This is a genomic window from Microcystis sp. LEGE 08355, from assembly GCF_015207185.1.
GTDB lineage: Bacteria > Cyanobacteriota > Cyanobacteriia > Cyanobacteriales > Microcystaceae > Microcystis > Microcystis panniformis.
In genome coordinates, this window is sequence record NZ_JADEXI010000573.1 from 1 (window position 1) to 2,961 (window position 2,961).

A 2,961-nucleotide genomic window follows, 5' to 3' on the forward strand; every position below is an offset into this window, starting at 1 on the left:
AAAATTGGCTGCCGGATTGGGAAGCTATCAGTAATGATTCTGAAAAGTGCAATTAAGGAGTAAAAAATGATGAATATTACCATTTCAAATCTCTACGATAGCGATTATCAACTTTGGTTAGAGTCCACTATCAACCAATTGCGTCAAGGGGATTTTCAAGCAGTAGATTGGCCGAATTTATTAGAGGAGTTGGCAGATTTGGGTAAAAGTGAACGAAGATCATTAGAAAGTTTATTAACTCGACTTTTAGAACATTTACTGAAGTTAACTTACTGGCAATCCCAACGGGATTATAATCAAGCTGGATGGAAAGGGGAAATTAGAACCTTTCGGAAACAAATCAAGAAAATACTGAGAGATAGTCCCAGTCTCAAACCCTATTTATCCGAGATACTTGAGGAATGTTACAGCGATGCTCGGGAGATAATTATTGATATCACCCAATTAGATGCCAGTATTTTCCCCGTGGAAGTGTTAGCTAGTCTAGAGGAGATTCTCGCTGAAAATTGGCTGCCGGATTGGGAAGCTATCAGTAATGATTCTGAAAAGTGCAATTAAGGAGTAAAAAATGATGAATATTACCATTTCAAATCTCTACGATAGCGATTATCAACTTTGGTTAGAGTCCACTATCAACCAATTGCGTCGAGGGGATTTTCAAGCGGTAGATTGGCAGAATTTATTAGAGGAGTTGGCAGATTTGGGAAAAAGTGAACGACGAGCATTAGAAAGTTTATTAACTCGACTCCTAGAACATTTACTGAAGTTAACTTACTGGCAATCCCAACGGGATTATAATCAAGCTGGATGGAAAAAAGAAATTCGCAATTTTCGGATTCAGATCAAAAAAATTCTCAAAGATAGTCCCAGTTTAAAGTCCTATTTAAGGGAAATTTTGCAGGAATGTTATCTCGATGCTCGCAATCTGCTTATTGACGAAACCCAATTAGATGCCAGTATTTTCCCTGTGGAATTGTTAGCTAGTCTAGAGGAGATTCTCGATCAAAATTGGCTGCCAGATTGGGAAGATATAAACAGGGATAAATCTTCCCAAGCGAACTAAAGATTAGCTTCACCTACCCGGTTTACAAACATTATAATCTTCGTGAGAGATGACCGCTTCTGGGACGAGGAGATTGCCGTGGTCGCGACAGATGAGGCGATAATTGCGGGTAACGGGGATACTGATAATAAAGCGATCGTGTCGCAATCGTTTACCGTGGAAATCTCGATAATTGCGGTGATTTTGTAATCCTTGCAGGATTTCCCTAGCTTTAAGTACCACATTTTTCGGTAATTCCCGCAGATCGATCGGATCTTGGGAAAAAGTGGCTTCCCAGGCATTTTTTTGACGTTTTCTTTCTTCCCAAGCGGCATCTAGTTGAGCGCAATGATGGCAGACTTGGCCATAACCCTTGTGACCACAGGGAAACTTCTTCTTTCTTCTGGACATAATACCATCTGTCTGTAAGGCTGTGAGAGACTATTCAAGAGCGGTAAAGCTTGCTTCACTTTTGGCAGATGGAGAAGAAAGTCTTTACCTAGTGATTATCTATACTTACCAGCATACAGGGATCGATACCTCGTTTGGCCATTGACCGGCAAGAAAGTTGATCTTGGTTAGTTAGGGCCTGCTGTCACCAACAGGATCAAGGCTGCTTAGAATAATTCCCATTCTTGGGTTCTTAAGCGTTTGAGAATGGCCAAACGGCTACTAAAATAATTAGCACAGAGACGACTATAATCGGTTAAACGCAGGTTATTTAAGCTAATTGACCAAGACCAAATATAGGCCGCTTGGGTGAGATACTGAAGACAAGATAATTCACCATCGGTTAAAGGCACTGTTTGATCGTAACCTTGGATAAAACCATGGCGAACCTGGCGATTTAAACCGGATTGTAGGGAAACTTGCAGAAATTTAGCGATATCAAAAACTCGCCAACCATAACCGCACTGATCGAAATCAAATAGGGTCATCTGATTATCAGGGGTGATATGCACATTACCACTATGAGGATCGCCCCAACAAATGCTCCAATAGGGAGATTCTGTCGGTAATTTAGCGGTTTCTTCCTCTATTTCCCCAATGGTTTCTAAGACACAGTCTAGGTCGCTCGGTCGTTGGTGCAGAAAAGGTGCAATAATTTGCAGGGAATCCTCGAGAAGATATTTGAGGTTGAGGGGATGACGATAGGCTAGGGGTTGAAAATCTGCCGTCACCCGATGTAAATTAGCCACGATCGCCCCTAAATGATAGGCTTGTTCTATATCTATATCTCCAATAGCAATTCCCCCCGGAGCATAGGGAAAAAGGACGGCGTAACGTTTCCCTTCCGGAGCATTAATTTCTAGGGATAAATCACCGTTTTTGCTGCGAATTGGTGCGGCGACGGGAACCTGAGAGCGATCGAGATAATCTAATAATTCTAACTCGAAGTCGATTTCCATTTTGCTGCGCCAATGGCAGTGAGACACTCGCAAAATGTAAGGAGTTGTCATGGTTTCGAGGAGATACACATCACTTAAACCCCGATGCCAAAATTGACAATTTTTCGGTACATCAATCTCGTAACGAGAAAAAACTAAATCTGCTAGAGCAGCGGGAGCCAGAGTGGAGTAGAGTGTGGGAAAAGTCCATTCTCCAGGCCGAAAATTGGCAGCGGCAGAACTAGAAGGCAGTAAATTGAGCGAAGCCAGAAAAGTCGTCACGGTTCCCTCCCGATGCAAGTGTGGACAACGCTCGCATCATCCTATTTTATAGGCCACATATATTACAAATTGGTTCGATCGCTCCGTATATTTCGCTACATTCCTCTGACTTGAAAGAGGGTGTGGGGTGTAGGGAAAGAAACCTCTTTCATCTGTGGGGGTGAAAATTTTTTCATCGGGACTGACTCCTTCCCCCACAGTTAACTTTACTTTTTTCCAACTACTTATCAGTACCCCAAAAATTAATAT

At 42.1% G+C, this 2,961-nt stretch carries 4 protein-coding genes and 1 pseudogene; 2 read left to right on the forward strand and 3 right to left on the reverse strand.

Annotation, left to right across the window (positions count from 1 at the left end; translation table 11 throughout):
* The first annotated feature begins 66 nt into the window (after positions 1-66).
* Together IQ242_RS21305 and IQ242_RS21310 are read left to right on the forward strand one after the other, a co-directional pair.
* A complete protein-coding gene (locus IQ242_RS21305; RefSeq protein ID WP_193961324.1) occupies positions 67-558 on the forward strand; it encodes a DUF29 domain-containing protein in 492 nt (163 codons plus the stop codon).
* Positions 559-568: 10 nt separating this feature from the next.
* Entirely contained in the window at positions 569-1,063 is a 495-nt protein-coding gene (locus IQ242_RS21310; protein WP_193961325.1) for a DUF29 domain-containing protein, read from the forward strand.
* Positions 1,064-1,072: 9 nt separating this feature from the next.
* Here the strand turns inward: IQ242_RS21310 and IQ242_RS21315 are convergent, their stop codons facing one another.
* The 3 genes and pseudogenes from IQ242_RS21315 to IQ242_RS26440 all read right to left on the reverse strand — a co-directional run.
* Entirely contained in the window at positions 1,073-1,453 is a 381-nt protein-coding gene (locus tag IQ242_RS21315; protein ID WP_002747647.1) for a hypothetical protein, read from the reverse strand.
* Positions 1,454-1,659: 206 nt separating this feature from the next.
* Positions 1,660-2,712, reverse strand: coding sequence for a phosphotransferase (locus tag IQ242_RS21320; RefSeq protein ID WP_193961326.1), 1,053 nt, complete (start codon positions 2,710-2,712; stop codon positions 1,660-1,662).
* A 36-nt stretch (positions 2,713-2,748) separates the two neighbouring features.
* Positions 2,749-2,961 (reverse strand): annotated as a pseudogene (locus IQ242_RS26440) (hypothetical protein); the annotation flags it as partial.